This window comes from Micromonospora sp. NPDC049171 (assembly GCF_040648275.1).
Classification (GTDB): Bacteria; Actinomycetota; Actinomycetes; order Mycobacteriales; family Micromonosporaceae; genus Micromonospora.
The window spans coordinates 1-22,487 of sequence record NZ_JBEZDJ010000039.1; the positions used below are offsets into that span (position 1 = coordinate 1).

Below are 22,487 nucleotides of genomic sequence, written 5' to 3' on the forward strand. Positions count from 1 at the left end.
CGGATACCGGTGTCGTATCCGGACGAAGCCGCAACGCCGCCGGTCGTCGTCCGGGCCCGCCGCAGGCCGGCCAGTCCTGGTGAAACAGGCCCTAGGGAAGCCCAGGGGCCCGAGGCGCACGGAGCGTCCAGGCTGCGGCTCGGGCCAAGCCGGCCCTGGCCAGTGTTGACCCCCGCGTCGGGCCCGGAGCGTCCACGCCATCGCGGCCACCGTCGTCCGGGTGAAAGGCTGAGCGCGTGGGGCTGAACAAGGAGACAGCGGCAGCGCTTGCCGATGCGCGCCTGATCGAATGGCAACGCCTCGGCTATGGCGAGTTGCGCGAGCTGCTCGACGAGAAGGACGTACGCCAGGTCGTCGGCGAGGACGGCAAGCGCTACAGCGTCGTCAGCTACGCCCTCGACGACGGCGACGGGCGTATCCGCACGTCGGTGGCCGTGGATGACGGGGCCGGATCGGCGTTCGTGCCGCTGGTGCGAGATCAGGTCATGAATCCGGATGGCACGTTCGTCGAGTGACGGCTTCGGCGTCAAGGCAACGATCGGCCGTCGTTGAGCTGCGCGAGTCGTAGGCCTGGTCGGCGTCTTGCTCGTGGATCAGGCGGCGAGATGACGCTGTGACCGCAACCCCGATTCGGCTGGCGACCGGCTGCCGTTATCATCGCTGACGAATCGCGGCCGACGTAGATCAGCTTCGCTGCTCTGGACCCGGGGGCGGACATCAACCCGGGCACCGGTGGTCGGGTAGCCTGAAGCGCAGAGGGCTGTTAGCTCAATGGTAGAGCTGAGGACTTTTAATCCGCAGAGTTCGTGTTTTGGCAAACGACGGTCAGGCGCCTGAGCTGCGGAATTTGCCCCGGTCAACAAACCACTGTAGATATCAGGTGCTCGTAGGGTGCTCGCTTGTTGTGTGCAGGATTGTCCGCCACCCGCTTGAAAGGCGGAGACGACCGCCGGACTGGTCCCACAGATTGATCAAGTGGTCACTACCACAGTGGCACCTGTTGACTGTCCTCGGCCCGGCCTGCCACTCGGCTCGGCGGGGAGGACCTGGCGGCGGATGCACGCCACGAAGGACGTCGCCCGGTTTCGTCGCTAAAAACGCCGACGCTTACGGATTTCCCTTGCTGCAGGGATAATTCGATCTCCCGTGCGACTAGTGCCGTCGCGGAGCCACTGGTGCCGACACAACCCAAGGCTACCAACTGAGCAAATAGGGTGCTGGTCAGGTAATCCCTGACCGTGCGGAAGTCAAGGTACTGCAAGGCACCCGGGCGCTCGAGGTGCTTCTCGACCTGCTCGCGAGGCATGCACATCCCGGAGATCATCGAGGTGCTGTCGATGTCCAGAGTGTCGAGCTGACAGATCTTGACGAAGCTGGGCGTCGAAACCATTCGGTAATCACCACTTGGTTCTCCCTGTCCGCACTTGTTGTCGAGGGCCCGCATCACGTCGAGCTGTTGCCGGAAGTGATCGTCGATACGACAACGCCAGGATGAACCGTCCGGGACCATCCGCTTGTACTGGACCAAAACGAAACTGCGTCGTTGCTGGTGGTAGTAGATGAGGTCGGTACCGAGCCGGGTTTCGATCGGCCACCGGTTGACGTTCATGATCTCCAACGTGCGCCCATTACCGTCCGCGAACTTCCGAACGGCCAGCCGGTCGCTCTCCTGAGGGGTCCAGCCCAGAAACGTGTTCGCGTCGTGCTCGACCATTGGATCTTCTCGTGGCGTGACGTTAGGCCCGGAGGGGAGGAAGGAGTCACGGTCGGAGATGCTGCCGATCTCGTCATCAGAGAGGAAGCCGCCAGCGGGCGGCAGGTCGGGAGCTCCGGTAAACGCACACAGAGATGCGACGGAGTCCCGCTCCTCTGCCAGTGCCGCCTTGCGCGGCGCCGGCAAGTCGATGTCCCTGATGCCGAACAGTGATTGAATCAGCGGATCAAGCTCAGGTTCCTCGGCCAACAGGACCTCGAGCACGGCTTCGCTGGCCTTGTCGGTCAGCTTGCCCTGACGCTCCAGCGGCGGTCGCTGGTCCTTCCGCAGTGCGGCTCGCAGCCGGCTCATTTCTAATGGACGCTTGAGTTGAGTCAGTTCTCGCAGCCGAAACGCCCAGCGGATGTCATCGGCCCTACTGTCGTCATCGACGCCCGCCATGAAGTGTACGGCTTGTCGATATGAGATCAGAACTACGCCAGCTCCGATCCGCGACCGGACCGGGAAGGAAACTCGGCAGTCACCCGAACCTGCGCCTCGTGCTCGCCGGTCAGCCACCTCCTGCAGATACGACATACACGCGTCGTCGGCGAAAATTATCCCCAACTGGCGGCCACCCACTGCGCCTCCCTGCGATCGGCCGAGGTACGACTTCCGTTGCGGTTAGTTCGCGGTCGCTCGGGGCGACCAGTCGTTCGCGAAGGTTTCCATCTGTCGGATGACCAGGTCGACGGCGGCACGTTCGTGGTCCGGCGGATAGTCGTAGCGGGCCAGTAGGCGGCGGATGTGGCTGCGGAGCTTGGCGCGCACCGGTTCACGGGAAAACCAGTCCACCGTAATCGAGGTCTGAATTGACTTGACCAGCTCCCGGGCGATCTCCGCCAATGTGCCGACGCCCATGAGCTCCGTCGCCGCGCCGTTCTGGGCGACGGCGTCGTAGAAGGCAAGCTCGGCGTGGTTGAGCGGAGGATCGAACTGCTGGCCGCGCCGGGCATCCTCAGACACCTGCTTGGCCAGCTCGACCAGCTCAACGATCAGCTGCGCGCTGGTCAGCTGCTGGCGCATATAGCGGTTCATCAGGTCTTCGAGCTGGGCGGAGAACCGCTCCTGACGAACCACGTTGTGCTTGGTGACCTCACGCATCTTCCGCTCGATCAGCCGGCGCAGCGCCGAGGCGGCCAGGTGCGGGGTCTCCGAGTTCTGCAGACGCTGCAAGGCGACCGAATTGAGCTCGGTGATGTCGAGTTTGCCGAGGCCAGCCTCCTCGTAGATATCGGTGATGTCGGCGGCGTCGACCACCTCGGCGGCGAGCTGGGACAGGTAGCGCTCAACCTGAGCCGTGTTGGGAAGGCCCTTGGCCTCCCGGTCGGCGGCCTCCTCCTTGACGATCCAGACTCGGACGTCACGGAAGTAGTGGATGTCGCGGCGCAGGCGCTGGATGTCGCCGGCACGGTCGACGAAGTCGCGGCTGGTGGCGCAAAGCGTGTAAAACCGTTCCAGCCGGCCCGCCGAGTCGCGGAAACGCTGGTGCAGCGGCTTTGCGCCGGGCTCGACGACGTTGCCGGGGGTCCGCGGGTCACGCAAAAAGTTCGCGGCCTTGCGTACTGCCCGCAGCCAGCGGGTCGGGTTCTTCTCGTCGTCGAGGATCGCCCGCCACTTCACCGGGGCCAACATGGTTTCGATGACGGAGATCTCGTTGTGCACCTCGCTGATCGCCCGGTCGATCTCCCTACCGAGGGTCTGGTCCTCTTGGTCGCTGGAGGTGTACTCGCTGAGCGCCTTCCGCAGGTTCTCGGTTAGTGGGGCATAGCCAACCAGCAGCCCGTCCTGCTTCTCCCGGAAACGACGATTAACCCGGGCTAGCGCCTGCATGAGGTTGGCGCCCTTCATCGGCCGGTCCATGTACATGGTGTGGATCGGCGGCGCGTCGTAGCCGGTGAGCAGCATCGAGTGCACGATGAGCAACTCCAGCTCGTCGTTCGGGTCCTTGGCGCGAGCCTGGACCGTCCGCTGCTGTGACGGACGCAGGTGATGCGGACGCAGTTCCGCCTCGTCGCTCGGCACCCCGTGGAAGACGATCTTCATCTTGCCCTTGTCGACGGCCGATTCCGCCCAGTCGGGCCGCAGTTCCTTGATGGCGTCAAAGGTACGCACGCAGATTTCCCGGGTCGCACACACGAGCATCGCCTTGCCCGGCCCGCCGAGCTGCGGCCGCACGAGCTCGCGTCGATTCTCCCAGTGTTCGACCAGGTCCTTCGCAAGAGTCTCGACCCGGTCGGGGGCACCGTAGAGGTTGTTCATGGTCGTCGCGTACGTCTCGGCCCTGCGCCGTTCCGCGTCGTCCAGACTGGCGGTGAGCGCCGCTACCTGATCGTCGATGCTGTCCGGATCGATGTCCGGTGATAGCGACAGCGGGATGATCCGGGGTTCATGGTAGACCCGTACGGTCGCCTGGTCATCGACGGCACGCTTGAGGTCGTACAAGTCGATTCTCTCGCCGAAGACGGCGCGAGTGTTAACTTCGGTGGTGGCGATCGGGGTGCCGGTAAAGGCTATGAACGTGGCGTGCGGCAGCGCGTCGCGCAGGTGCCGAGCGTAGCCGTCCAGGCTGTCGTAGTGGCTCCGGTGCGCCTCGTCGACGATCACCAGGATGTTGCGCCGGTCGGAAAGCAGCGGATGCGGCCTCCCGGCCTCCCGCTCTTCCCTCGTACGTCCGAACTTCTGCAACGTCGTGAAGATGATGCCGCCGGAGTTCCGGTTCGACAACTCGTCTCGTAGTTCGGCGCGGGAGTCGACCTGGATGGGTTTCTGGCCGAGCAAACTCTGGCTGTCCTGGAACGTGTCGTAGAGTTGATCGTCGAGGTCGGTGCGGTCGGTGAGCACGACGATGGTCGGGTTCTTCAGAGTGGGGTGGCGCGCGGACAGCGCCGCGGTGCACACCATCTCCTCAGACTTGCCGGAGCCTTGGGTGTGCCAGACGAAGCCCGCCTTTCCGTCGCGCTTCGATGCTCGCACGATGCACTCGACGGCGCGGATGACCGCAAAGTACTGGTGTGCCTTGGCGATCCGCTTGCTCTTCGACGTGAAGTTGACGAACCCGTCGGTGAGCTCAAGGAAGCGCCGTTGGTTAAAGAGTCCGTAGAGAGCGACGATCAGCGCCTCCGGACCGTCGTAATCGGGAGCGGTAGCATCGACGGGCTTACCCTCGTCATCGATGTTCCACGGCGCGAAGTGCTCGTACGGGGTGAACGGGGTGCCGTACTTCGCGGTGATCCCGTCGGAGATCAGGCACAGCACGGCGTGCCGGAAGGCGAGCGGAAACTCCGCGAGGTATGTCTGGAGCTGAGCGTGTGCGCCAGTGAGGGTGGCGTTTTCGTCGGCAGCGTTCTTGAGCTCGATGATGGAAACCGGCAAGCCATTCAGGTAGAGAACGATATCGAGCCGGCGCCGGAAATCGCCGTCGACGATCGTGACTTGATTGATCGCCCGATAAATGTTGCGGCCGGGGTCGTGCAGGTCAACCAGACGCACGGTAGGGCTGTGTTCGGCGCCGTAGACGTCGGTGTAGGCGACCGATCGCATGCCGTCAACGAGCCGCTCGTGCGCAGCCCGATTCTCCGCGAACGCCTCCCTCGACGCCACGTTTGTAGCGACCCGGACCGCGTCAACGACTGCGGTCTGCGGTAGATCGGGGTTGAGCCGCTCGATCGCGGCCCGCAGGTCCTCCATGAGCACCAAGTCCGCCCAGTCACGCCGCTGCCCGGAGCCCGGCGCGAACTCCTTGCCCTCGCCCGGTTCCCAACCCAGGTCAGCGAGGTGCTCCGTTGCCAGGTTCTCCCAGTCGGCCTCGTTCATTCTTCCGCCCGGTCCCATAACAATCCTCCCGATGACCTATTCGACCTAGACCGCGTGCTCGATAGCCTTTTCGGCGTCCCTCACCTGCAACTTCCCCGACATCAATTCCGGCAACAACGTGTCGCGCAAGCGTTCGAGGGAACGTGACTCAGCCATTAGGGACTTTAAGTGGCGGAACGCGGCGCCGGCTTCGGCACCGAAGGCCGACAGTTTGCCGGGGTCGGGCCGCCGCACATGGAAATCCGCCGCGTCGGCGGCGCTCACTCGCTGACGCCCGGAGGAGCCGACCATCTTCCGGATCGCGTGTTCCCGAAAGCGCTCCTCGCGGGCGAGGAAGTAGGGGAACTGTGGCGGTGCATCACCTTTGGGTCGCATAACGATAAACTCGGTTGAGCCAGTACCGATCTCGCCGTCCGAAAGGAAGTCCACATAGCCCGTCTTGCCGTTCTCTAGGCATGGAGTGATGCGGGCCAGTAGCGTGTCGCCGTTTCGAAAACGGCTGCCGCTCTTTGGTGCGCGGCGCGACCACGTGCGGATGGAGGAGTGCTGCGTGGGTAGCGCCGCCATGTCGACGTAGACGGCGTCGTGCCGATCGGCGTGGGCAGTCTTCGGATTAAACTCGACCAGATCGGTGATCGGGTAGTCGCCGTCCTCGTTCGTTCCGAGAGCCGCGAACTTGGCCCGGAGCAGGTCTTCGTAGGTCTCGGCGATACGCTCGTTGACCGCAATCTTATCGTCTAGAGCCCCTAGGAGGGATGAGATCCCTCGCTGCGTTGAAGGGTCGGGGATTCGGATTGGCCAGCGCGGCAGATCGACGAGCGGGATCCGGTTGACTGTTGCCCCGTGGATCTGCCGCTGGTGGATCACCTCCTGGAACTGCGGGGACAGGTACGCCATGAGCAGGAACCTGGGCTCAACCAGTTCCTGCCGAGGCCTGAGAAGACCCATGCGGCGCCCAAGAGCTGCCCTGATTCCGGCCGGCATAAGGGCCGCCTCGCCGAGCCTGGTCTCGTAAGAGAAGAGGACATCGCCTGCCTGGGGTATGACCCTCCTGGTCCAGCGCTCGAAGTCTGCTTCCGACAGGTGGGCGGACTCAGCTAGTTTCAGGCGGCCGGATACAAGGCTGGAAATGCTGAGGAACCATGGTCCGCCCTCGGTCTTTGTCGGTGTCGCGTGCGGGCCGTCGAAGACTTCGGCGACATCGTCGACGGTGTAGGTTTGCCATCTAGACATCGATCCCTCCGAGCTGCTCGCGGATGAGTGCCTCGAGATGCGATGACTCATCGAATGATGTGTACAGATCCTTGGTCAGGCGCTCGATGCGTTCTGTCAAAGGCTCGGCGTCGGGATCGTTCTCGACTTCGGCGGCGCCGACGTAGAGTCCTGGAGTCAGGACGTAGTCGCGGGCAGCTACCTCATCTAAACGGGCGGAGTAGCAGAAGCCGGGATCATCTCGGTACTCCTGGTTATCGTTCTTCGCAGACTTGGTCCCCCGCCATGCGTGATAGGTACCGGCGACCTTGGCGATGTCCTCATCAGTGAGGACGCGCTCGGTGCGATCCGTCATGGTGCCCAACCCGCGAGCATTGATGAACAGGATCTCGCCCCGCCGGTCGTTCAGGGCCCGGGAACCCTGCGGCGACTTGTCCCTGACGAGGAACCAGAGGCACGCTGGGATCGCCGTGGTGCGGAACAGGTTCGGCGGAAGAGTGACCATGCATGCCACCAGGTCCCCCTCGACCATGGCGCGTCGGATCTCGCCCTCTCCCGACTGCCGGGAGGCCAGCGAGCCGTTGGCCAGAACGACGCCGGCGCTCCCGCGCTCGCCCAACTTGGCGGCGAAATGCTGGAGCCAGGCGTAGTTGGCGTTGCTCTGCGGAGGTACACCGTAACGCCAGCGCGGGTCGGTTTCTCGACGGAACCAGTCCCCATCGTTGAACGGCGGGTTGGCGATGATGAAGTCGGCTCTCAGATCGGGGTGCTTATCCTCGTAGAACGTGTCACCCCAACGGTCCCCGAGGCCCTTGGGATCCATGCCGTGAATGGCCAAGTTCATTTTTGCCAGGCGCCACGTGCGCTCGTTGCTCTCCTGGCCGTAGACAGCAATGTCATGTGTATGATCGCGGCCCGCATGTGCCGTGACGAACTTTCCCGACTGCACGAACATGCCGCCTGAACCGCAGCAGCCGTCATACACCCGGCCCTCGTAGGGCTCGAGCACCTCGACGAGAAGTCGCACCACGCTCGCCGGTGTGTAAAACTCGCCGGCTCGTCTGCCCTCGGCACGGGCAAACTTCTCCAGAAAGTACTCGTAAACCTCGCCAAGGACATCTTTCGCCTCCCGACCGTTGTGACCGGTGAAGCGGGCATCGCTAATCAGATCGACGAGCTCCTTCAACCGCTTCTGGTCAACGTTGTCCCGGTTGAAGATCTTCGGAAGGACGCCGGTTAGCGCAGGGTTCTCTCGCATGATCGCGTCCATGGCGTCATCGAGCAGCGCGCCGACGCCGCCGGGTGCGTTCTCCACCAGGTGGTCCCAGCGAGCGGTCTCCGGGACCCAAAAGACGTTGGCGCTCGTGTACTCGTCGCGCTCGTTGAGGAACTGGGCGCGGCGGTTCTCCGGGATGCCGGAAAGGCTGTCCTCGATCTGCGTGCGGCGTTCGGCGAAGGCGTCCGAGACGTACTTGAGGAAGACCAGGCCGAGGACGAACTCCTTGTACTGTGCGGCGTCCATGGAGCCGCGCAGCTTGTCGGCAGCCTTCCACAGGATATCCTGGATTTGCTTGGTGCTGGACACGCCAAACAGCTCGGCCTGTCCGTTGGCACGTTTACGTTGGGGCACTGTGTGTTCCGTTCTCTCGCTCAGGAGTTCGTACCGTACAAAGTCGTGAGCGTGCCGTCGGCAAAGCCGGTCACGACGAGTTCGCGCAGCTTCGCCAAGAGATCGGCTTGCCGCTCCAGTAGATGCTCGCGTTCGTCCAGACGGCGAAGCACCTCGTCGAGGCGGGCCGCCTCGTCGCGGGCCAGGTCGGGGATCGTGGCTTCCCTCAGCCGCGGGCCCCGCACTGCACCAGGGCTGCGTGCCATGTTGCGGGCAGTGCCCAGGAGTGCCGCCAGCACTCGGGGAGTAAGCGGGTCGCCAGGGGAGATACGCAGGCCGCTGGCCGGGAACTCGATCACCGAAAAGCCGTCGTCGTCGAGGAGGACCCCGAACCGGGGGGCGCTTGTGACCACGAGGTCACCTGGTTCGGTGAGGGCGACCTGCGGGTACCCCGCAGCGAGCGTGAGCCGGTCCATCCAGCGCTTAGACGGCTGCGCGAGAACCTCCGCCGGGCCGATGACACGGTGGTGACCCCGCGGTCCGACATGCTCGGGGTTAAGGCGGTGCCCGGTGAGGGGGCGGACTCGGCGAGCGGTTCGTAGCGCCTCGCAAGAAAGCTCCTTCGGCCTGATTCCGTCGCGCTGTACGGCGCCGGTGTTCAGGAAGCCGTTCTCCTTCCCGTACCGGATGGCCTCTTGCTCAGCGTCGGTTAGACGGCCCTCAACCTCGCCGACGAGCGCGGGACGGTCGGCGGCCAGGCGGGCACGCATAGAGACCGACGCTGGACCCGGTGGCCGGAGTGCGGCGGCTCGGCGCAGGTCGAGGCTTTCCAGCGGGACGATTCGACCGGTCCGTGGATCGTGACCGTCATTGCGGTGCCCCTCGCTGCGCCAGAGGAGAATGTCCTCAGCTGCGGATTCAACAGTGGGTTGGTCCAGCGCATGACCATTGAGGTCGGCGAGCAGCACGCGGCCCTTGGTTGCGGGGATCGGATCCCGGGTCAGTAGCCATAGGGCAGTGGGATGGCCTGGCCGGGCCGGGTAGACGCCGCCCGGTAGCTGCACGATTGCCTCGACGATGCCGCTGCTCAGCAGCGCGGACCGGCGCAACGCCGCTGGCCCGTCTCGCAGTTGGTCGACCAAGCTGCTCGCGGGACCGACGACGATGGCCGTGCGGCCCGGACCGAGCAGGTCGGCGATCGCCTCGACCCGGTTGAGGTCGGCGAGGGCATCCCGGCTCTCAGCGGGCTGGTAGGGGAGCCGGGTGACGATGAGGTCCGGCTCGGCGAACTCCTCGTTCAGCTCGTCGGCGCGCACCTCGAACTGGAACTCGGACAGTTCGGCGAGGAGCAACTGCCGGCGCACCAGGCGGGCGATTTCCTCATCAGCAACGAACGCATTGACCAGCAGACTGTCGCGGTCCTGGCCGCTTACCAGCGCTGTCAGCAGGTCGCCAGTGCCCGCATTGCCGTCGGCGACGGTAACGGCACGGTGACCCCGGAGCCGGGTCGGCACGTCAGCGACCCGACGGATCAGGGCGACCGTCTCCGGGGTGAGTGCATCAGCCGTCAGCTCGGGCCAGCCGAGGCGGTTGGCCGAGCTGAGCAGGAACTGACAGCTGCGCCAGGGGTCGAAGGCTCCCTCGATCAGTTGCTCGACCAGTTGGGCCAGCCCAGCTGGTTCAGGTGCGTCGGCCAGTTCGTGCAGCAGAAACTCGTCTTCGGGATCGAGGCGGCGGGCCAGCGGCAGAGGGTCGGCTGGCAGCGCCCGGCCGGCGAGGTGGCGGAGGCAGAGCGCGGCGCCGAGAACGACGATGGCACGTCGGCCGCCGTGCCGCCGGGCGTACGCCGTCAGCGTGTGCATGGACCGCTCGGCGCGCAGAGTGTCCGGGTCAGCATGGCCGAGCCCAGTCCGGAGTAGCCAAGCCACGACCGAATCTGCGGGAAAGAGGGGCTGGCCATGGTTGCCCGGCACGGGTGCAGGGAAGTCGGGGTGCCGCCGGCGCCAAGCCGCGACCGCCGGCTTGCTGACTCGCGCGAGCAGCGCGATCTCGCGCTGCGACATCAACTCCGCCTCCACGGCTCACCTCCTTGCTCTGGCGATCACGGTACGAGCCATGAGGTTGGGAAGACGACCATGAGTCTGTTATCCCGGGATAACAGTGTGTAGAGCAGTCTAGGCGACGGATCTGCGGTTCCCTCGGTGCGACGACGACATCAGGGGGTCTGATGAAAGACACACTCACGCTCTACCAGGAACTCACCGATCGCCTTCACCGGTCCCAGGTGCCGCGCGCGGTCACCGACCTAGTTCTTGCCGCCTTCCATGGCGAGCAGGTTCTCGATGCCGTGCTGCGGGGTGAGGCCCTTCCGCCGTCGCCCGAGCGGGGCGAGGCGGGCGGCGTCACGCCACAGGCATTCCTGGAAGAGATCCGGGTCGCCGGCTTCCGCGGGATCGGCCAGCAGGTCACGGTCGGGCGGCTGCCCAAGACCGGGCTGACACTGTTCGTGGGCCGCAACGGCTCCGGGAAGTCCAGTTTCTCGGAGGCCATGGAGTACACGCTGACTGAGGACTCCTTACGCTGGGCGCGGCGCCCGCTGGCCTTCCGCGAGGGCTGGCGGAACCTGCACCACGACGGCGCGTCGGAGATCCGCCTTGGCCTGCGGCTCGACTCCGGTCAGCAGGTGACGACTCACCGCACCTGGCCGGCCGGGGCGACCGATCTGACCTCCGCAACGGTCACCACGACCATCGGCGGCGCCGCGATGCCGCCCGGTCAGGTGCCGCAGTGGATCGGTCAGGCCGCAAGGTACCGGCCGTTTCTGTCCGCTCGGGACCTCGAACGGGTCTTCACCGCGAAGCCGGCCGAGCTGTACGACGCGATCGCGCCGATCCTCGGCCTGGGCCCGCTGCGCGACACGGACAGCTGGCTGCAGCAGCGGCGCAAGGTCTACGACGACCGGGTCAAGGCGCTCAAGGCGGCCTTCGCCGAGCTACGCGAACAGCTCGGCCAGATCGACGACGACCGCGCCCGCGATGCCCTGAACGCCCTCGGCGCGCAGGCCGGTCGGGCGAATCTGACCAGGCTGGCCGACCTCGCACGCAGCGACACCGCCGCGTCCGAGGAGCCCGCCGCGGCGGCCGCACAACGGCTCATCGAGCAGGACCTGCCCGACCTCGGCCAGGCACTGGTTGCCCTGAACGAGTCCGCGGCGGCGGTACGAGAGGAAACCGCCAGCGGCAGCGGTACGGCGGATCGGAGCGCTCGGCTGCTGCGGGCCGCGCTTGACGTGCACGACGAGCGTGGGGACGGCCCCTGCCCGGTCTGCCGCGCCGGAACCCTTGACCAGGACTGGCGTACGCAGGCACAGGCCGAACTCACCGGGTTGGCTGCAGCCGCCGCGGTGGCCCGCGCTGCACAGCAGGCGTACGCGAAGGCTGGCCGCACGGTCGACGGGCTTGTCCGCGACGTACGCCAGCTCCTGGCACCAGCAGCCACCGCGCTGGCACCCCACATTCCCGCGGAGAGTACGGCGATGGGTGAGGCTCTCGCCGAACTCAGTAAGGACCCGGCCGCTTGGGATGGTGTCGTCGCGGCACGCGCCGCCCTCGCGACGGCGGCAACCGAGTGGCTCACCCAGCGGCACGACACCTGGCGTGAGCCCGGCGCCGCGATCCGCAGGTGGGTCGACGCCGCGACCCTGATTCGCGCCGAAACGCCGACCCTCGCCCTACTCACCAAGGCCCGTGCGGCGCTCGACACCGCCGCCAAGGCGATGCGTGCCGAACGGCTGGGCAGCTTCGCCGCGCAGTCCGACCACATCTGGCGGAAGCTGCGGCAGGAAAGCAACGTCGAGCTGCACCACCTGCGGATGGAGGGAGCGAACAACACCCGGCGGCTCCTCTTCCCCGTGGCGGCCGACGGGGTCGAGACCAACGCCCTCGCGGTGATGAGCCAGGGTGAGCTGCACGCCCTCGGCCTGGCGGTCTTCCTGCCGCGCGCCTGCGCCGAGACCAGCCCGTACCGGTTCGTGATCATCGACGACCCGGTGCAGAGCATGGACCCCACCAAGATCGACGGCTTGGCCGAGGTGTTGCGGGAGATCGCTCTGACCCGGCAGGTCATCGTGTTCACCCACGACGACCGGCTGCCAGAAGCGATCCGCCGCCTCGACATCGAGGCCGACGTCCGGGAGGTCACTCGCCGCGAAGGCTCGATTGTCGAGGTCCGTAAGGTCTGCGACCCGGCAGACCGCTACCTCGACGATGCCCGCGCCCTCGTCGCTGCGGACATCTCGGACGAGGCGAAGTACCTGATGGTCGCCGGGTTCTGCCGGTCCGCGATCGAGTCGGTAAGCATGGATCGCTTCCGGGCCGCCGAGCATCGGCGCGGCACGCCCTACCAGCAGATTCTGGAAGGACTCAGCCGGGTGCACACCGTCAAGGACCGGCTCAGTCTCGGGCTCTTCGGCCGTGTCGTACCCCGTCCGGAGCTCTTCGCCCGTCTCGACCGTGACTACGGCGCGCAGGCCACCCCAACGGTCCAGGCGGTGGCGCAGGCCGTCCACGGTCATCGGAGCATGCCGGTCCGGACGATGGTTGCGAATACCGCCGCGCTCGTGGGGCGGTTGCGATGACGGCGTCGCCGTATCTCGCCACCGCAGACCGGATGCTCACCAGCGTCATCCGCGGCGCCCGCGGAGCCTGGCCCCGGGCATGCGCCTGGCTGCTGCGCCACGAACTGGAAGCGGCAATGGACCGGTACTGGGCCCGGGTCTGCCCGGAGATCGGACGGACTCGGGTGCAGCGGCCGAAGCTGCTGCTGCTCGCCCACTACGCCGGCCCCGACCTCGGGCACCGGGCCAGCTACCTGTGGTGGGCTCTGTCCCGCGCCGGTCACCACCACCACTACGAACTCGGCGTCACCGCAGCCGAGCTCACCCGGCTCCGCGCCGAACTCATCGACATCGTCGCACTCCTCGACCACTCGGAGGCATCCACATGCTGAAGCGGGATTACGCCATGCTGATACTCGGCGTGGAAGCGCTGGCCATCGTCGGCGTCGTCTACTACCTCGTCACGCTCGACCTCGTCAGCCTCGCCTGGTCGGCGTCGATCGCGATCGCCATCCCGGCCTGGCTGCTCGCCGTAAAGGCACCGACGACATGCGCCGTGACCACCCAGAACGGCGGCCGGTGCGGCCGGAAGGTCAACGGGGTGATCTTCGGCTGCGGCCGGTCGAACCACACCTGGGTCAAGTTCTTTGCGCGTTTTGGCTGGCACCGTCAGCCTGATCCGAGCATTCGACGGGTTTGGTCTACCGAGGCTGCAGAGGCCACCGAGGTGGTGACGGTGAAGATCGCCGAGGACTGGAAGAGCACTGTGGCGTTCTGGCTCGCCCTCACCGCGACGACATGCGCCCTGATCAGTGCCACCGTAGATGCCACCAGCTTTCTTCGGGAACAGGAGGCGTCCAAGTCGCCGGCCGTCGTCTCCCGTTGAGGGTTCACCTTCATCGCATGCTTTGACGGTCCTGCCTCCGTAAGATTCGCCTGGTGTGGCCCTTTCTGCGCTAACGTCTCCACGCTGCATCGCCGGGATCACGGCGATGCAGGCTGAGGCGTTCACGAGGCATGGTGAAGTCCCTTTCGTCGACGGCCACGTCGACCGGCACGAACTACCGGACGGACGGTGGACACGATCGACGCTCACCTTTGCCCAAAGATCAAGTCGTCCGGTCTCTTCGGCTTTCCGACTGGCAGCGCGAAGGTTGTTGTGACGGTCAGCTACCACTGTCACTTTCAGCGATAGTTGTCACCGCGGCTGATCCGCCGCTCCGGGCGGTGGTAGGAATTCGCTTAAGATTGATCGCCGGGTTCCGCCGGCCGGAGTCGGCGGCGGGTCGCGTGAAGACGTTCGCCACTCACAGCAACTCACAGCGGCGTCCGCCGGTGTGAGTGCGGGCGCGGGCGCTGTCGCCGGACAGCGTGGCTGACAGACTCTGACAGCTTCCCGATCGAGGCGCACTCCGCTTCCGGTCGCCTCGGATCGCGCCCGTACGGCGGGTGACGGTTACCGGCCCGGCGAGCTGGCGGGTGGGGGTGGGTGCGGCGGCCTGCAGGCCGCCGCACGCGCCGTGTGTTCCGCTCCCCCCCATTAGGCGGCCCGCTCGTCCGGGGTGGGCTGGTCGTGGGTGGGGTATTGGTCGTCGTGATGGGCGTCGGTGTAGGGCAGGTCGATGAGGCGGTGACGGCCGGTACGGCCGGGGAGTTGCCAGATCTGGTGGGCGGGGCTGGCGGCGAGGACGGTGCGGAGTTCGGCGGTGGTGGTGGCGATGACCGCTTCCAGGCTGATGCCGGCGATCCGGTGGTGCAGGTTCGCCTCGCGTCGTGCGGAGGGTAGGTGAAACAGCACCGGCCATGCCCAGGTGCTCAGCATGTACAGCCGCTCGTATTTGATGATTTTGTCGGTGAGGACCTGCAGGTTCTCACCGCTGGTGTCGTACTCGAGGAAGAACGGCACGGACCGTTCGTGCTCGGTCCATATCCCGGCGCCGTCGGGGCGGGGGAAGCCGGTCGCTCCGGCGATGATGTGCGGGTCGTCGCCTTTGCGGTAGAGGGTGCCGGGTTCGTGGTAGGCCGACGCGGGTTGCCAGCGGGCCAGTTCGGTGTGGGGGTGGGTGCGGGCGTGGGCGGCGAGGTCGATGAAGACCTGGTTGCCGCCGAGCAGGTGCGGCAGGTCCGGTCGGTTGGTGAGTGAGTGTTTGCGGCGGCGGGCTTGGTCGCGGCGGCCTCGTGGGAGTCCGCGTTGGGCGTGGACGTGGTCGTAGCCGAGTTGGTCTAGGACGTAGTGGTAGGGGTAGGAGCCGCCGTCGGCTTTGTTGGGTCGGAACCGGTCGACCGCCCGCAGGGCGGTGAGGCGGCGCAGGCGGCGTTGGGTGAAGTCCAGGGATGGGAACAGGGCGGCGGCGACTTGGTCGGTGGTGAGCACGCCGTGGTCGTAGAGCCAGCCCAGGAGCCGGTCGTCGCGGGCGGTGATGCTGGCCTGCAGGCGCAGCAGCGGGTCCGCGGCGGGTAGGTGTTTACCCATGGGCACCAGCCCTGGGGGAGAGACCCGAGACTGAAGGGTCTGTCTGGAGTGGTCCCAGACTCCTGACAGCGGGGCTGACCTGGGCTGTGAGCGGCCGTGAGGGGTCAGGTTGGGGGTCAGGATCAAGACGGACGGTAGAACGGCGATCGGCACTGACTGCTGAAGCACCGGGCACAACGGGTTCGGCGTGACAGTGCGGTGAGGGTGGGTGTGATTCGGGCCGTTGACGCTGGTGAGGTTCGCGGCGCGGGGTGATCATCTTTGTTGCTCCAAGGTCAGAGGTGCGAGCGGGTATGAGGTTGGTGCGCCCCGCGACTGCAGCGGGCGGAAGCAACCGGAGGTCCGCAGTCGCTGTACGGAAGCCTGGTTGGACATGCCAACCTGCCTGGTCTCGCGCGTGTGGCGAACTTCCGGTGATACGGGCAGTCAGTCGCCCGTCGATCGAAGTTGGTCTCGGCGGCTGCGGCCTAGGGTGTGAGCCGACGGCGTTGCCGTTCGGGTTCGAAGCGAACGGCAACTTCCGGCAGTCCCCCTGACAGCGGCCGGGTGGGCGCTTCGCTGGGGCGCCCCAGGTCTGCTCCTCGACCGACCAGGGTGGGCCGGTCGAGGAGCAGCGGTCGGTTGGTCAGGGGCGCGGCGGGTAGTGGTACTCGCCGTTGGCCACGGATTCTTCGTAGGGGCGTTCGGGGTCGTAGATGGGGTGTGGGGCTCGGGGCCGTACCTCCTTGAAGGTCACGGTGTCGGGCGGCCACTGCTCGGGGGTGTGGGGAAGGTCGGTCAGGGCGAGGCGGTGTGTATCGCCGATCGGCTGCCAGACCGGGTCTGCCGGGTGGCCGTGCTCGGGGTTGCTGGTGACGACGGTGAGGTGCCGCGTGTTGCGGCGCTCGAGGTGGCGGCGTAGTTCCTGCTCGCGCTGCGGGTCGGCGGCGTGGAACAGCAGGGTCGCCAGGCCGGTCTGTTCGGCCAGCCGCCGGTAGGCGTGGACGTGGTCGGCGAGGTTGGCGGGACGGATCTCGCCGGGGTCGGGCTGGTACCAGAACGCGTGGCGGTTGCGGTCGTGGATGTACTCGCCGTGCCAGGCGGCATGTCGCGCCGCGGTGACGTGTCGGCAGGTGCGCGGTGACCACCAGGTGCGTAGGTCACTGCCGGGCTTGGTGAGCGCGTGGGTGGCCAGGTCGACGAAGAAGTCGTTGGCCTGCAGCATGCCGGGCAGCCCCGCGTGTTCGCGGAGCCGGTCGCGGGCCCGGTACACCTGCACCGGTGTGACATCGTGGTCTTCGCCGATCGGGGTGAGTTGGGTGCCGATCGGGCCGAGGCACCACGAGGTGTGGGCGGTGGCCGCGGCGCGGGTGTTCCAGAGGCGGTCGATCCAGCCGCGGCGGGCGAGGATCGCCAGACGTCGGGTTGCCGACGCCGTGGTGGTGGCGAAGCCGAGTGCGGTGAGTTGCGCGGTGGTCAGGACGCGGTGCTCGGCGAGCATCTCGACGGCCCACCAGTCGGGCAGGCGCATGCGGCCGCTCTCAGCCAGGAGCAGCTCCGCCGGGATCGGTCGGGTGGACGGGACAGTGAACTGGGGATGGTAGGTGGTCGTCACGACCGGTACCTCCAAGATGGGGCCGTCCCCGGATAGGGGTGGCAGGGGTGGATGAATGCCCGTGCGACCGCGTCGGTACGGCGCACCTCGGGCGGATCACGCCACCGCGGTCGTGCATCGCGGTGGGTGACAGTGCAACGGCTCGCCGGTTCCGTGCCCGGACGGCCGCCCGGGCACGGAACCGGCCGGTCCGCGCGGCCGGATCACCGGCCGGTCATGCGGTACGGCGCGAATCCGAGCGCAGCTTCTGGCGCCGTCATTAACAAACCGCCGCTTGTGTGCTCTGGCGAACGCCTGCCCCACTCACAGCCACTCACAACAAGGGGTTCTCAGTTGAGGTGATCCGTCCCAGGGGCCCTCACCGAGGGAAGGCGACGGCGCCGCGAGAAGAGGGCTCCCGGGACAGCCGACCTACGCGACTGCCGTCGACGTGGCGGCAGTGGTGGAGAGGCGACGGCGGCTGGCGGCGCGCAGACTGGCCCGGCGTTCGGCTCGTGCCGCCAACGCCTTGGCGGCCTGCGGGGACGCCGCGCCGGTCAGCATGCCGCTGGCGAGGGCTTCGGCGAGGCGGGTGTCGATGCGACCCAACCGCATGCGCAGGGCGTCGGTGCTGATGCCCATCCGGGCCGCGATGGGGTCCATGGCCCGCCGTCCCAGTCGCACGTCGATGTAGGGCTGCTCGTCGTCAGCGTCGAGGATCCCCAGGCGCACCGCGCGGCGTACCAGCACGTCCGGATGCCCGTAGGGCACCTGCGGGGTCCTCGGTCCCGTGACGCGCTCCACGTCCTCGACCGGAACGAACTCGCCGGCCTGCTGGCGCAGCGCGTGCCCGGCGCGCCACCCGGCCCGGCACAACGACGCGTACGGCGCCCGGCGGGCCACGTCCACGTGGTCCCGCAGCGCCGCCAGGAAACCCGCGAGGATCTCCGCGCCGATGTCGTCGGGGTCACCGCGGTAGCCGTCGGACAACCGCCTCGCGTAGCGGCGCAGCGCCGGCATCGCCATACCGACCGCGGCGATGACCCACTGCGGCCCGTCCAGTCGGGCACGACGGATCAACTCCCGCCACACCGCGTCGCGGGCCGTGTAGACGCGCGGGTTCGCCAGCAGCCAGTCCCGCAGCGCCGGCAGCGCCACGACACCCCTTGGCAGGCCGTCATCCGGACCGAACATGTCGAGGTCGAGGGACAGGGGCGCCGGGCCGCCGCTCAGCGCCGTGAACGCGACGTCAACGGCGTCCAGGGGCGCGGCGGGCCAGATCGTGTCGGAGACACTCATGATCAACACTCCTGGGTCAGGAAGACCATCGAGCGTCGCCGTGTTTCGGCGACGCTGGGAATGCCGATTACGCCACGACCGGCTCACAACCGCTCACAGCGCAGGTCACGGCCGGAATGCCACCACCATTCGCACCGTGGCCGCGACAGGCGCCGGCGCGCTCGATCGGCCACGTCGGCCGGTCGACCGGCGAGGGCAAGTGCGCCTCTGAGCAGGACTGTGAGCGGTCAGCCGACCATAAATCCCACCCGTCGGCACCCCAATGGCCTACGCCCTGGTTCCCATTCCTTGCGGGTCTCCGCGCCGTCCACAGCCGCTCACAGCGACTCACAGCCGCTCACAACGGCCGAAAGCCGGGACCCAGCGGCCGCGGGTGAGCAGCCGATCTCGCCACCCGGCGTGCCGGCGGTCAGCCGGTCGGGCGACCCAGCGGCCAGAGCAGGAACGTTCGGCAGCCGGTACGGGCCGTCTTGGTGTCGACGTGGCAGCCGCGAGGCGGTGGCATCGAGGCGGCGTCGATGGGGTGCGTCACTCTCGCCGGCGTCACCCGTGACACGTTGACAATCTCAACGAGGCCGGTCGATGCGTCCGGACACGATGACACCGCCCGCGGTCACGATGGCCGCGCCATCGGCGCGGCGTCGCCTGTTCTGTCATCGTGGCCAGCGGCGCTGCGCCGTGATGACAGTGTCAACGGCGTTGTCGATGCGTTCGGACATGGTGGCACTCCGCCAGTCATGACGGTCGTGTCATCGCGGCCTCCGTGCCGGTGCCGCCGCGCATGACGATGTGCCCGCCATGCCGTGACACCGTGACATCGGCGGTCTTCGTTGACATTTTGTCCGGGCAGGCCGCTGAACAGCTCTTTGACATCCGCCGAGTCCACGCCGCGGGGGTGACACGCAGGCGCGACGGCAATCACGGGCGGCGGGCAGCGGTTACGGCGAAGCCGTCGCGGCCACGCCTTCAGCGGGCCCTTGCGGCGAGCGGGCCGACGACGGTCACCGCGTGCGTCATGACACTGCCGCCCCTGCGCCACGGGCACGATGTCACGATGTCACGATGTCACGATGTCACGATGTCATAGACATTAATTGATGACACGATGACATTTCGTGGCCGCGCCTGGCGTCCATGACTGGTCACGCTGCTCAGGCAAGGGGCGTGCATCTGAGCGGATCATTTCGCCGGGAAAGGTGGCAGGCCGGTCGGTCTCCCGCTGATCTGTCGCGCGATAGCGTCCACGGCCGGGGGCTGGCGGCTCTTGTCCCGCGCGCAGCGGTGTGGCCGAAGATCGGGGCGTAGGCGTCGCTGCGTAGGGCACCTGGATCCGACGGCTTGGTGGCCCTTGGCCCGGATGCTCAGTCAAAGGTGGGCGTGAGCGCCGGCCGCAGCGAAGCGCCTCGAGTGTGAAAACCGGCCCGTCGGATCACCTCAGTTGCTGAGGAGTAGCAGGTCAACTGAGAAAGAACACCGGTCGATCGGCGGCTCTGTGAGTCGCTGTGGGCGGCTGTGAGTGGGAGCAGGCGTTCGTCAGAGCACACAAACGCGGGTTTTTTTGATGTCAGCGCACCATCGGCGCGGCGTGGAGCCGACATCCAGATGATCGAGTATCCGCCGCACCACCACGAAGCCGTTCGGCCCGCCACCCCGCACCTGGTCGGCCCGACCCTGACCGGCCGAGTCGCCGGCCGACGATCCACCGGCGTCGGCGCACCCTGTGACGCGCCGCCGGCAACCCCGGTCGATCTCCGTCGCCTCGGCGCCGGAGCGCGTACCGCCACCGTCGTCCCGCACCCAGCCCCGACGCCGCCCTCCTCCAACGCCGGGAGGACACGTCGCGATGACCACTCCTGACCACCAGCGTGACCATCGGCCCCCTGCCGGCCCGGCCGGCGACGACACGTGGACCGCGCAGCGGATCCGCGCCCTGGGCGCGGTCACTGACCTGGGCACCACAGCCCGGATCTTCGGGCTGTCCCGGTCCGTCGCCTACGACCTGGCCAAGCGCGACCAGTTCCCCGTCCCGGTGCTGCGGTTCGGCAGCCGCTACCGGGTGCCGGTCCCTGCGATCCTGCACGCCCTGCACCTGCCCGCCGCCGACGACCCCGAGCCCGCGGCCGAGCCGCCCGACGGCGACTTGATCGCGGGCCGAAGGCACGCGTGGATCATCCCGGACCGAATCCGCAGCCGCTGGCTGCCGCACACCCCGGCCGAAGGGAACACTTGATCATGGCGGACGGATCCGTCTTCAAACGATGCTCCTGCCGCGACGTCGACGGCCGCAAGATCGGCAACCGCTGCCCCCAGCTGCGTCGGGCCGGCGGGGCGTGGAGTCCCACCCACGGGCGGTGGGCCTACCAACTCGAACTTCCCGTCCACCCCGGCCAGGCACGCCGGCAGTTGCGCCGCAGCACCTTCGACACCCGCGACGCCGCCACCACCGACCGCGACCACGCGAAGACCCTGCTCGCTCTCGCCGGCGACGACATGGCGGTGGCCGCCGAGATCGCTGACCTGCTCCTGGCCACCCGCGTCGGCGCCCCTCTGCCGGACCGCGACACCATCGCCCGGCGGGTCCGGGCAGGGTTGCCCGCCACCGCCACGACGACCGTCGGCGAGTATTTGCACCAGTGGCTGGCGTCGCGGCGTGGCATCGAACCCGCGACCGTGTTGGTGTACGCGTCGCACATCCGCATCCACCTCGTGCCCCACCTCGGCGCGATCCCCCTGGTTAAGCTGCGGGTGGAGCATATCGAGGCGATGTTCACCGCCATCGCCGACCGCAGCACCGCCATTGAGGTTGCCCGCCAGAGCGACGATGCCGCCATCCGGGCTAGCGTGCGCGGCCAGCGCCCCACCAGGCCGCCCACGATGCACCGCATCCGCGCCACCCTACGCAAGGCCCTCAACGACGCCATCCGCCGAAGCAACAATCGGCTCATCGACTTCAACCCCGCCGCCCACGTCGAACTGCCAACCGGCGTGCGCCCCAAGGCCAGGGTGTGGACCGCCAAGGCCGTGCAGAAGTGGCGCGACACCGGCGAGCGGCCCAGCCCGGTGATGGTGTGGACCCCGCAGCAGGCCGGACAGTTCCTCGACCACGCCGAGGACCACGACGTCGCCCTCTACCCGCTGTTCGTGCTCATCCTGCACCGCGGCCTGCGGCGCGGGGAGGCCATCGGACTCACCGACACCGCCGTCGACCTCGACAACGCGCTGATCAGCGTCACCCAACAGCTGACCACCCACGGCTACACACCCGTGATCAAAAAGGTCAAGTCCGAATCCGGTAACCGGGTGATGGCCATCGACAGCTTCACCCACGCGGCGCTGCGCGCCCACCAGACTCGCCGTGCCCAGTGGAAACTGGCCGCCGGCGCCGCCTGGCCCGACACCGGGCTGTTCTTCGTCCAACCCGACGGCAAGCCCTGGCACCCCCACGCCGTCACCGACCGGTTCGAAGCCCTCGTCCACGACGTCGGGCTACCCCCGATCCGGCTGCACGACCTACGACACTGCGCCGCCACTTACCTCAAAGCCGCCGGCGCCGACCTCAAGGACATCCAGGAACTGCTCGGCCACTCCTCGCTGGCCATGACCGACACCTACACCTCGGTCATCGCCGAACTCGATGTTGAGCGCGCCAAAGCCGAAGCCGCCGCCAGACTCGTCCCCCGCCGCCGCCGAGCCGCGTAACGCCCACACGCCCCAGCCGCCGCCGCGGCGATGCTCCGCGACCCCCGGATGCGGTCGAGCCCGAAATGGCCGGCCGCATCCGGGTCGTGACCAGGCGCACCCCGGAGTCGGGCCCAGCCCGCGCCGCCTTTGGCTGTGGCGTGCCAACGACCTGTCGCCGCGTGCGAGGACGGGTCACGCCTTGAACGGCGGCGGCACGGGGATCGTCCCGGGCGTCAATCCCGATGCTGGGTGCTCGACGGTTGCTCGCACACGAGGCCGCAAATCCGACAAATATCGACGCGAAACAGCCGAGGGGTAACGATGAACAGCTATCTTCCCAGCTCAGTGGTGGGCCGCCTGGGACTCGAACCCAGAACCTAAGGATTAAAAGTCCTCAGCTCTACCATTGAGCTAACAGCCCTCTGCGCTTCAGGTTACCCGACCGCCTGCGCCCAG

Annotated in this window: 15 protein-coding genes and 1 tRNA gene; 6 read left to right on the top strand and 10 right to left on the bottom strand. The window is 67.4% G+C overall.

Translation table 11 applies throughout. The features are described 5' to 3' along the window. Positions 1-236: 236 nt before the first annotated feature. Positions 237-515, top strand: coding sequence for a hypothetical protein (locus AB0B14_RS33620; RefSeq protein WP_357068812.1), 279 nt, complete (start codon positions 237-239; stop codon positions 513-515). A gap of 467 nt (positions 516-982) precedes the next feature. Here the strand turns inward: AB0B14_RS33620 and AB0B14_RS33625 are convergent, their stop codons facing one another. From AB0B14_RS33625 to AB0B14_RS33645, 5 genes are all read right to left on the bottom strand, one after another. After that, positions 983-2,155 carry a hypothetical protein gene (locus AB0B14_RS33625; protein WP_357526067.1) on the bottom strand — a complete coding sequence of 391 codons (1,173 nt, stop codon included), beginning with the start codon at positions 2,153-2,155 and terminating at the stop codon, positions 983-985. Between the two features lie 222 nt (positions 2,156-2,377). Continuing rightward, a complete protein-coding gene (locus AB0B14_RS33630; protein ID WP_357526069.1) occupies positions 2,378-5,569 on the bottom strand; it encodes a type I restriction endonuclease subunit R in 3,192 nt (1,063 codons plus the stop codon). Between the two features lie 45 nt (positions 5,570-5,614). After that, positions 5,615-6,802, bottom strand: coding sequence for a restriction endonuclease subunit S (locus AB0B14_RS33635; protein ID WP_357526071.1), 1,188 nt, complete (start codon positions 6,800-6,802; stop codon positions 5,615-5,617). Then, a complete protein-coding gene (locus AB0B14_RS33640; RefSeq protein ID WP_357526073.1) occupies positions 6,795-8,411 on the bottom strand; it encodes a class I SAM-dependent DNA methyltransferase in 1,617 nt (538 codons plus the stop codon). Before AB0B14_RS33640 ends, AB0B14_RS33635 begins: the two co-directional genes overlap by 8 nt. A gap of 20 nt (positions 8,412-8,431) precedes the next feature. After that, positions 8,432-10,468, bottom strand: a complete 2,037-nt coding sequence (locus AB0B14_RS33645) for an SAM-dependent DNA methyltransferase (protein ID WP_357526075.1) — start codon at positions 10,466-10,468, stop codon at positions 8,432-8,434. Between the two features lie 149 nt (positions 10,469-10,617). Here AB0B14_RS33645 and AB0B14_RS33650 point away from each other — a divergent pair, with 149 nt between their 5' ends. The 3 genes from AB0B14_RS33650 to AB0B14_RS33660 are packed head-to-tail and all read left to right on the top strand — an operon-like array spanning position 10,618 to position 13,891. Continuing rightward, positions 10,618-13,026, top strand: a complete 2,409-nt coding sequence (locus AB0B14_RS33650; protein WP_357526077.1) for an AAA family ATPase — start codon at positions 10,618-10,620, stop codon at positions 13,024-13,026. Further along, complete coding sequence (locus tag AB0B14_RS33655) at positions 13,023-13,397, top strand: hypothetical protein (RefSeq protein WP_357526079.1); 375 nt, start codon at positions 13,023-13,025, stop codon at positions 13,395-13,397. Before AB0B14_RS33650 ends, AB0B14_RS33655 begins: the two co-directional genes overlap by 4 nt. Beyond that, the gene (locus AB0B14_RS33660) at positions 13,391-13,891 is read left to right on the top strand and encodes a hypothetical protein (protein WP_357526081.1); all 501 of its coding nucleotides are present in this window, start codon (positions 13,391-13,393) and stop codon (positions 13,889-13,891) included. The genes AB0B14_RS33655 and AB0B14_RS33660 overlap by 7 nt, the downstream gene beginning before the upstream one ends. A gap of 654 nt (positions 13,892-14,545) precedes the next feature. On the opposite strand, the gene AB0B14_RS33665 is transcribed toward AB0B14_RS33660, so the two are convergent. The 4 genes from AB0B14_RS33665 to AB0B14_RS33680 all read right to left on the bottom strand — a co-directional run bounded on the left by AB0B14_RS33665 (position 14,546) and on the right by AB0B14_RS33680 (position 18,897). Continuing rightward, a complete protein-coding gene (locus AB0B14_RS33665; RefSeq protein ID WP_357526085.1) occupies positions 14,546-15,478 on the bottom strand; it encodes a replication-relaxation family protein in 933 nt (310 codons plus the stop codon). A gap of 625 nt (positions 15,479-16,103) precedes the next feature. Continuing rightward, positions 16,104-17,072: a replication-relaxation family protein gene (locus tag AB0B14_RS33670; protein ID WP_357526087.1), complete on the bottom strand. Its 969-nt coding sequence runs from the start codon at positions 17,070-17,072 to the stop codon at positions 16,104-16,106. 411 nt (positions 17,073-17,483) lie between these two features. Continuing rightward, positions 17,484-18,350: a hypothetical protein gene (locus AB0B14_RS33675; RefSeq protein WP_357526089.1), complete on the bottom strand. Its 867-nt coding sequence runs from the start codon at positions 18,348-18,350 to the stop codon at positions 17,484-17,486. A gap of 409 nt (positions 18,351-18,759) precedes the next feature. After that, positions 18,760-18,897, bottom strand: a complete 138-nt coding sequence (locus AB0B14_RS33680) for a hypothetical protein (protein WP_357526091.1) — start codon at positions 18,895-18,897, stop codon at positions 18,760-18,762. A gap of 1,296 nt (positions 18,898-20,193) precedes the next feature. On the opposite strand from AB0B14_RS33680, the gene AB0B14_RS33685 reads away from it, so the two are divergent. Both AB0B14_RS33685 and AB0B14_RS33690 read left to right on the top strand, forming a co-directional pair. Beyond that, complete coding sequence (locus tag AB0B14_RS33685) at positions 20,194-20,580, top strand: DNA-binding protein (RefSeq protein ID WP_357526094.1); 387 nt, start codon at positions 20,194-20,196, stop codon at positions 20,578-20,580. A gap of 2 nt (positions 20,581-20,582) precedes the next feature. Continuing rightward, positions 20,583-22,049 (top strand): tyrosine-type recombinase/integrase, encoded by a 1,467-nt coding sequence (locus AB0B14_RS33690; protein ID WP_357526095.1) that lies wholly within the window; start codon positions 20,583-20,585, stop codon positions 22,047-22,049. Between the two features lie 328 nt (positions 22,050-22,377). Here the strand turns inward: AB0B14_RS33690 and AB0B14_RS33695 are convergent. Beyond that, a tRNA-Lys gene (locus AB0B14_RS33695) sits at positions 22,378-22,452 on the bottom strand. Positions 22,453-22,487 lie beyond the last annotated feature (35 nt).

Bases quoted from the DNA above. Each gene is read 5' to 3' on its own strand.
- AB0B14_RS33650 (WP_357526077.1), top strand. From the start codon at position 10,618: ATGAAAGACACACTCACGCTCTACCAGGAACTCACCGATCGCCTTCAC.
- AB0B14_RS33635 (WP_357526071.1), bottom strand. From the start codon at position 6,802: ATGTCTAGATGGCAAACCTACACCGTCGACGATGTCGCCGAAGTCTTC.
- AB0B14_RS33685 (WP_357526094.1), top strand. From the start codon at position 20,194: ATGACCACTCCTGACCACCAGCGTGACCATCGGCCCCCTGCCGGCCCG.
- AB0B14_RS33655 (WP_357526079.1), top strand. From the start codon at position 13,023: ATGACGGCGTCGCCGTATCTCGCCACCGCAGACCGGATGCTCACCAGC.
- AB0B14_RS33625 (WP_357526067.1), bottom strand. From the start codon at position 2,155: ATGGCGGGCGTCGATGACGACAGTAGGGCCGATGACATCCGCTGGGCG.
- AB0B14_RS33690 (WP_357526095.1), top strand. From the start codon at position 20,583: ATGGCGGACGGATCCGTCTTCAAACGATGCTCCTGCCGCGACGTCGAC.
- AB0B14_RS33660 (WP_357526081.1), top strand. From the start codon at position 13,391: ATGCTGAAGCGGGATTACGCCATGCTGATACTCGGCGTGGAAGCGCTG.
- AB0B14_RS33675 (WP_357526089.1), bottom strand. From the start codon at position 18,350: ATGAGTGTCTCCGACACGATCTGGCCCGCCGCGCCCCTGGACGCCGTT.
- AB0B14_RS33665 (WP_357526085.1), bottom strand. From the start codon at position 15,478: ATGGGTAAACACCTACCCGCCGCGGACCCGCTGCTGCGCCTGCAGGCC.
- AB0B14_RS33630 (WP_357526069.1), bottom strand. From the start codon at position 5,569: ATGAACGAGGCCGACTGGGAGAACCTGGCAACGGAGCACCTCGCTGAC.